This window comes from Streptomyces sp. NPDC044044, assembly GCF_056434405.1.
On sequence record NZ_JBWKFG010000005.1, the window covers coordinates 713,439 to 721,260 of the forward strand.

The 7,822-nt window shown below is 69.1% G+C and carries 6 protein-coding genes; 3 read left to right on the forward strand and 3 right to left on the reverse strand.

Annotated elements, in window-relative coordinates:
- Window positions 1-75: 75 nt before the first annotated feature.
- On the reverse strand, window positions 76-2,172 hold the full coding sequence (locus AC07AG_RS22475) for a fructose-specific PTS transporter subunit EIIC (protein ID WP_478757015.1): 2,097 nt from the start codon (window positions 2,170-2,172) through the stop codon (window positions 76-78).
- Window positions 2,173-2,558: 386 nt separating this feature from the next.
- Between AC07AG_RS22475 and ahcY the strand changes: the two genes are divergently transcribed.
- Window positions 2,559-4,016: an adenosylhomocysteinase gene (gene ahcY, locus AC07AG_RS22480; protein ID WP_478757017.1), complete on the forward strand. Its 1,458-nt coding sequence runs from the start codon at window positions 2,559-2,561 to the stop codon at window positions 4,014-4,016.
- A gap of 654 nt (window positions 4,017-4,670) precedes the next feature.
- Complete coding sequence (locus AC07AG_RS22485) at window positions 4,671-5,285, forward strand: hypothetical protein (protein ID WP_478757019.1); 615 nt, start codon at window positions 4,671-4,673, stop codon at window positions 5,283-5,285.
- Window positions 5,286-5,293: 8 nt separating this feature from the next.
- On the opposite strand, the gene AC07AG_RS22490 is transcribed toward AC07AG_RS22485, so the two are convergent.
- Window positions 5,294-6,280 carry an RDD family protein gene (locus AC07AG_RS22490; RefSeq protein ID WP_478757021.1) on the reverse strand — a complete coding sequence of 329 codons (987 nt, stop codon included), beginning with the start codon at window positions 6,278-6,280 and terminating at the stop codon, window positions 5,294-5,296.
- Between the two features lie 89 nt (window positions 6,281-6,369).
- Here AC07AG_RS22490 and AC07AG_RS22495 point away from each other — a divergent pair, with 89 nt between their 5' ends.
- Window positions 6,370-7,377: a stage II sporulation protein M gene (locus tag AC07AG_RS22495; protein WP_478757023.1), complete on the forward strand. Its 1,008-nt coding sequence runs from the start codon at window positions 6,370-6,372 to the stop codon at window positions 7,375-7,377.
- Window positions 7,378-7,524: 147 nt separating this feature from the next.
- Here the strand turns inward: AC07AG_RS22495 and AC07AG_RS22500 are convergent.
- On the reverse strand, window positions 7,525-7,822 hold a 298-nt coding region (locus AC07AG_RS22500), incomplete at its 5' end, for a hypothetical protein (protein ID WP_478757025.1).

Below are 7,822 nucleotides of genomic sequence, written 5' to 3' on the forward strand. Positions count from 1 at the left end.
TCTTCTGAGTACGTACGCCGATGGGGCCCCGCACCGTGCAGGTGCGGGGCCCCATCGACGTAAGGACAGTCGCGGCTACTGGACCTCGCGCAGCACCTCGATGACCGCCGCCTCGTCGGGCGCCGCCGTCAGCCGCTCCCGGAAGCCGGTGTCCATCAGCTTGCGCGAGAGGAGCGCGAGAATCCGCAGGTGCTCGTCGCCCGCGGCCGCCTCCGGCACGGAGATCATGAAGATGAGCTTGGCCTTCGTACCGTCGAGCGCACCCCACTCGATGCCCTCGGCCGACCGCGCGAACCCGACGACCGGCGAGGTCACCGCATCGGTCTTGGCGTGCGGGATGGCGATCTCCTCGCCGAGCCCCGTGGTGCCCTGGGCCTCGCGGCGCAGAGCGGTCCGCACGAGCTCCTCGACGTCGTTCACCTTGCCGGTGGAGGCAAGGAGGTTCGCCATCTCACGGATCGCCGAGTCCTTGTCCGCGGAGTCCAGCTGGACCTTCACGGTCTGCTCGGTGAGATAGCCGGAGAGGACTTCGTCCTCGGCCTGCTCGGCCTTCCCGGCCTTCTCGGTCTCGGGGGCGGCCGTCGCCGCGGGGGCGGGCGCGGGCGCCTTCTGCAGGGTGCCGGCACCGCCTGTGGCGACGGCCCCCGCGCCCACTCCCGCGAGCACCGGCTCGGGCCCGCCCGGCACGTCGACGACCGGCGCCCCGCGCCGCTTGCGCTCGCTGATGTCGACCAGGGTGACGGTGGTCAGCGCCGTGACGACGGAGCCGATGGCGATCGCGATGAAGAACATCGGTACGCCGCCGACGGCACCCAGGACCGCCACGATCGGACCGCCGTGCGGCACCGCGTCCTCGACGCCCGCCTGACCGGCGATCGCACCGGCGACGGCGCCACCGAGCATGTTCGCCGGGATGACCTGCGCGGGCCGCGCGGCCGCGAAGGGGATCGCACCCTCCGAGATGCCGAAGAAGCCCATGAACAAGGCGGCCAGACCGGTCTCGCGTTCCTGCTCGCTGTAGAGGCGCTTGCGGATCAGCGTCGCGAGGCCCTGCCCGAGCGGCATGACGGGGATGGCGGCGGCGCACATGCCCATGACGGTCTGGTTGCCGGTCGCGATGAGTCCCGCGCCGAACAGGAACGCTGTCTTGTTGACGGGACCGCCCATGTCGAAGGCGATCATGAGCCCGAGGATCGCGCCGAGCAGGATCGCGCTGGTCCCGGTCATGCCGCTGAGCCAGTCGGTCAGATGCTCGAAGACCCACGCGATCGGCTTGCCGATGACGTAGATGAAGAAGAGCCCGAGTGCCGTCGTCGCGACGATGGGGATCACGATGATCGGCATGATCGGCTGGGCGAACTTCGGGACCTTGACCTTCTTGATCCAGAGCACCAGATAACCGGCGAGGAAGCCGGTCACGATGGCCCCGATGAAGCCCGCGCCCGCCTTGGAGTCGTACAGCTCGCCGGTGTTGGCGATCCAGCCGCCGATCATGCCCGGCACGAGTGCGGGCCGGTCGCCGATCGCGTAGGCGATATAGCCGGAGAGGATCGGCACCATCAGCGTGAAGCCGATGACACCGATGTCGTTGACGTGCTTCCAGAACGTGTCGTCGGGGATGACGAGCCCGCCCTGGGGGTCCGTGTGCCCGCCGAGCGACAGCGAGATCGCGATCAGCAGACCACCGACCACGACGAACGGAATCATGTACGAGACGCCGTTCATCAGCGCCTTGTACGCGAGGCTCCGCTCCTTGCCGCCCCCGCCACCGCTGGAGAGCGGCTCGGCGGCCCCGCCGCCACCGCCTCCGCCGTGCACCGGCGCGCTCTGCACCTGCTCGATCAGCCGCTCGGGGTGGCTGATGCCCTCGGACACCCCGACGGACAGCACGCGCTTGCCCACGAATCGGCCGCGGTCGACGTCCTTGTCGGCGGCGATGATGATGCCGTCAGCATCCCTGACATCGTTGTCAGTCAGTACGTTCTCGGCACCGATGGAGCCCTGCGTCTCCACCTTCATGTCGATGCCGAGGCTCTCCGCCGCCTGCGAGAGCTTCTCCGCCGCCATGTACGTGTGGGCGATACCGGTCGGACAGGCGGTCACCGCGAGCAGCTTGAGCTTCTTCCGCTCGCCCTCGCTCCCGCCTATGGGGGGATCGGCCGGATGGGTCACGTGGATCTCCTAACACCTTCGTCAAACAAGATCGCGCAAATGTTCCCGATCTCAAGGCATCCTGCAACACCTGAGCACAGGTTCAAAAGCGCAAAGGTCCCAGATGGGCAGGTCTGTGGGCCTCTCCACAGCTCCTCCGCAGCTGCCCCGCCCGCGCGGACGCCCGGGGAGGCGGGCTGGGGCTCGCTGGGCCAATCGGTGTAGCTTTGTGACCGAGCCAGACGTCGCTGCTGATGGCGGTCGGGCGGTGCCTGCACGGGTGCCGTCCGAGGGAGAGAGGGCCTCCGACGGACTGCGCTGCTGCGTGCCGGTGCTTCTCCGCGCCGTCGTCGCAGGTCAGCCATGTCCACCCACCCTCGAACAATCCCACGAGGAGCAGCTCACCAATGTCGACTCTCATCAACGGCCAGGACTTCAAGGTCGCCGATCTCTCCCTGGCCGACTTCGGCCGCAAGGAGATCACCCTCGCCGAGCACGAGATGCCCGGCCTGATGTCGATCCGCAAGGAGTTCGCCGCCACCCAGCCGCTGGCCGGCGCCCGCATCATGGGCTCGCTGCACATGACCGTGCAGACCGCCGTCCTCATCGAGACCCTGGTCGCCCTGGGCGCCGAGGTCCGCTGGGTCTCCTGCAACATCTTCTCGACCCAGGACCACGCGGCCGCGGCCATCGCCGTCGGCCCGAACGGCACCCCGGACAACCCCCAGGGCATCCCGGTCTTCGCCTGGAAGGGCGAGACCCTGGAGGAGTACTGGTGGTGCACGGAGCAGGCGCTGACCTGGCCGAACACCCCCACCGGCGGCCCGAACATGATCCTGGACGACGGTGGCGACGCCACCATGCTCGTCCACAAGGGCGTCGAGTACGAGAAGGACGGCAAGGTCCCGTCCGAGGACACCGCCGAGTCCGACGAGCACCGCGTCGTCCTGCAGGTCCTCAACCGCACCATCACCGAGGGCTCGCAGAAGTGGACCCAGCTCGCCTCGGAGATCCGCGGCGTGACCGAGGAGACCACGACGGGCGTCCACCGCCTGTACGAGATGCACCGCGACGGCACCCTCCTCTTCCCGGCGATCAACGTGAACGACGCCGTGACGAAGTCGAAGTTCGACAACAAGTACGGCTGCCGCCACTCCCTGATCGACGGCATCAACCGCGCCACGGACGTCCTGATCGGCGGCAAGACCGCCCTCGTCTGCGGTTACGGCGATGTCGGCAAGGGCTGCGCCGAGTCCCTGCGCGGCCAGGGCGCGCGCGTGATCGTCACCGAGGTCGACCCGATCTGCGCACTGCAGGCGGCGATGGACGGCTACCAGGTCGCGACGCTGGACGATGTCGTCGACAAGGTCGACATCTTCGTCACGACGACCGGCAACAAGGACATCATCATGGCCTCGGACATGGCCAAGATGAAGCACCAGGCGATCGTCGGCAACATCGGCCACTTCGACAACGAGATCGACATGGCCGGCCTCGCCGAGATCCCCGGCATCGTCAAGGACGAGGTCAAGCCGCAGGTCCACACCTGGACGTTCCCCGACGGCAAGGTCCTCATCGTCCTCTCCGAGGGCCGCCTCCTGAACCTGGGCAACGCGACGGGCCACCCGTCCTTCGTGATGTCCAACTCCTTCGCGGACCAGACCCTGGCCCAGATCGAGCTGTTCACCAAGCAGGAGGAGTACCCGACCGACGTCTACGTGCTCCCCAAGCACCTCGACGAGAAGGTCGCCCGCCTCCACCTGGACGCGCTCGGCGTGAAGCTCACGACGCTCCGCCCCGAGCAGGCCTCGTACATCGGCGTCGAGGTAGAGGGCCCGTACAAGCCGGACCACTACCGCTACTGACCGAGCCGCACGGGGCACGGCCCCGGCACCACGCTCACCGCAGGCCCTCGCCCACCAGGACGGGGGCCTGCGCCCATGCGGGCGCCGGCCCGGCAGCCGGGGAAGCGGCAGAGGCGGACACGGACACGGCGGACGGGGACGCGGCAGAGGCGGACGCGGACACGGCAGACGGGGACGCGCGGCACAGGCAGAGGCAGACGCGGGCGCAGGAGCGAGCCGTCATGACCGCCCACCGCGGGGCGGACCATGGCACAAGCGGCGAGCGGAAGACACCACACCAGCGACACGCCACTCGACGACGCGCACTCGACGACGCTCACTGGACGACGTGCACTTGGCGTTGCCCGCCCGACGGCGCCTACTGGATGACGCCCACTCGACGACGCCCGCTGGACGACGTGCACTCGGCGATGCGCACCCGACGACGCCTACTGGACGTGCCCACTGGACGATGCCCACTCGACGATGCGCACTAGATGACGCCCACTGGACGATGCCCACTGGACGACGCCCGCCCGACGACGCCCACTCGACGAGGCGCACCCGACGACGCATGCCCGACATGGCCCGCCGACAGAATTACCCCACCTGACCCCAGCTGGGCCCACCCGAAGCCCGACGCCCGGAACCCGCCCCCGACAAGGACCGAGCCCCATGCCCCGCGGCCACTATTCGCTTCACGACACGCACGACCACACCCCCCTCGGTGAAGAACACTTCCACTGCGCCCCCGGCCCCTCCGGCTGGCGCTACGTCTCGCAGCGGACCGCCCCCTCGGGCGATCCCACCGGCTCCGTCGACCTCGCCCTCGACGAACTAGGCCGTCCCATCCGCCTCGAACTTCACGCGGGGGACTGGCAGATCCGCGCCGCCGCGATCGACGGCGTCACGTGGGTACGCACCGACCCCACCGGCACCCACGCCACCGAGGACAACGCCCCCGCCCACGCCTTCACCGGCACATCCCCCGCTTTCCTCATCGCGACCACACGCCTGCTGCGCCTCACCCCCGCTTCCCCCGCGACCCGCGTCCGCCTCGTCGCCTTCACCGACCCGGTCCTCGCCCCCCGCACCCTCGACCAGTCCTGGGCCCTGCTGAAAAGCGAAGCACACACCACTGACAACGGCCCGCTCGTCGTGGACGAATACCAGGTCACAGCCCTGGACACCGGCGAACAGCACGCCATCCACATCACCGGCGACGTGGTCCTGTCCGCCCCCGGCATCGAACTCGAGAACCTCGAATCCCCGCCCTCGGCGTTCGCCTGACCCCGGCCCTATGCGGGCGGCACGAACCCGGTGCCGGGAGGCGAGGCTTCCGCATCCTGCTGCCCGGAGCCCGGGCCGGCCGGGCGAGCGGGCTGGGCCGGACGAGCGGGCTGGGCCGGGTAATCAGGCCCCGGCGGCACGGCGCCGCCCGGATACGCCACAGGCGCGGAGACACCCGGCACAGGCACCGCGTAGCCCGTCGGCATCGCGTACCCCGGACCAGCCGCCCCCGCGTTCCCGCTCCCACCCCCGCCGAACGCCCGCCGAGCGTCCCGCGCCTGCCGCTCCTGCACGACCGCGGCCAGATACGCAGCGGGCGGGATCCCCTGCGGAGCCGGTGCCCCCGTACGTTCCGCGAGATCCCCCGCAAGCCGCTCCGCCATCGCCCAGCCCACCTGCGGATCCAACTGCCCCATCCGCGTCAGGTACTGCCTGATCGCCAGCCACAGCCCCTCGGGCACACCGGACAGATCAAGCTCGGCGAACCGCCCCGCAAGCCAAGGCGGCGGCGGAGGAATGAACGCCGAATGCGCGGCGGGCACCCGCTCCCGCACGACAAGCGTCCCCGCGAACACATCCCCAAGCCGCCGCCCCCGCGCGGACACCAGCGAAGCAATGCACGCGACGACCCCGAACGTCAGCAGAATCTCGACGACCCCCACCGCACCCCGCACCAACGCGTGCCGAAAACGAATCGGCCCCCCGTCGTCCCGCACCACCCGCAGCCCGCACGCCATCTTGCCCAGCGACCGCCCATGGCTGAGCGTCTCCACCGCGATCGGCCCGCCGACCAGGATCAGCACAAAGCTGGCGACGGCGACCGCCGCGGCCGCCGCGTCGTCCAACGAGGACGTAGAGGCCACGATCCCCACGGTCACCCCCAGGTAGACCGCCCACGCCACCACCAAGTCGATCAGTACGGCGAGCCCCCGACTCGGCAGCTTCGCCGGCCGCAGCTCAAGCGCCACCGCCTCGCCCGTCACAAGCTCACTCACGCCAGCCGCCCTTCCCTGCCCTGCCCTCGGAACGGCCAGTCTGCCAAGCTGAGGCAGCATCGCGCCGCAGTACGAGGAGCAGCCACCTGATGGACCTCGACGTCTTCGTGTCCGCCCACCGAGCCGAGTGGGACCGACTCGATGCCTTGCTGCGCCGCCAGCGCCGCCTCAACGGAGCCGAGACCGACGAACTCGTCGCCCTGTACCAACGCACGGCCACACACCTCTCGCTGATCCAGTCCAGCGCCCCGGACCCGCAGCTCACCGGCCGCCTCACCCACCTCGTGGCACGCGCGCGCAGTGCGGTGACAGGCACCCGCCGCGCTTCCTGGCGCGACGCCACGCACTTCCTGACCCACGGTTTCCCGGCAGCGGTCTACCGCTCCCGTCACTGGTGGGTCCCCACGGCCCTGCTCTCGACGGTCCTCGCGGCGATCATCGGCTGGTGGATAGCCACGCACCCCGAGGTCCAGTCCTCCATCGCGGCCCCCAGCGAACTGCGCGAGCTCACCCGTCCGGGCGGCGAGTACGAGACGTACTACTCGAGCCACCCAGCGGCATCGTTCGCCGCCCAGGTGTGGACGAACAACGCCCAAGCAGCGGCCATGTGCCTGGTCCTGGGCGCCTTCCTCTGCTTCCCCGTGATCTGGATCCTCTTCCAGAACATGCTGAACCTGGGCGTGGGCATCGGCCTGATGTCCGACGCCGGCCGCCTCGACACCTTCCTGGGCCTGGTCCTCCCACACGGCCTCCTGGAACTGACCGCGGTCTTCGTGGCCGCGGGCACAGGCCTGCGCCTCGGTTGGACCGTGATCGACCCCGGCCCCCGCTCACGCCGGACAGCCCTCGCCGAGGAGGGCAGAGCGGCCCTCGGCATGGCTGTGGGCCTGGCTCTGGTCCTGTTCATCTCCGGCGCCATCGAAGGCTTCGTCACCCCTTCCGGCCTGCCCACCTGGGCCCGCATCAGCATCGGCATCGCCGCCGAACTGGCCTTCCTGGCATACGTCTACGTCCTGGGCGGCAGGGCGGCACGAGCCGGCGCCACAGGCGACGTGGACCCCACAGAACGCAGCGCCACGGTCCCCACTGCAGCGTGATGTGCGTCGGCCCCTGCCGACCTGCTAGTGTCCTCGACGCCCCAGAAAAACCGTTGACACGGAGGGACTGGGGAGGTAGATTCGAACAGTTGCCTAGAGCTGGACAAGTCCAGCGGCGGCAGTTAAAGTCTGCCTGCTTCTTGAATCTCATAAGCCAAGAAGCCGCACCCGATAAATCGGAAACTCCAGCCGGTAAGACCGGCCGAAAACTTCTGATAAAGTCGGAACCGCCGGAAAGGGAAACGCGAAAGCCGAAAGGCAGGAGCGGAAACCTGAAAGGCACCGAGGAAAATCGGACACGAAAGAGTCTGATAGAGTCGGAAACGCAAGAACGAAGAACAAAAAGAAACACCGAAGGGAAGCGCCCGGAGGAAAGCCCGAGAGGGTGAGTACAAAGGAAGCGTCCGTTCCTTGAGAACTCAACAGCGTGCCAAAAGTCAACGCC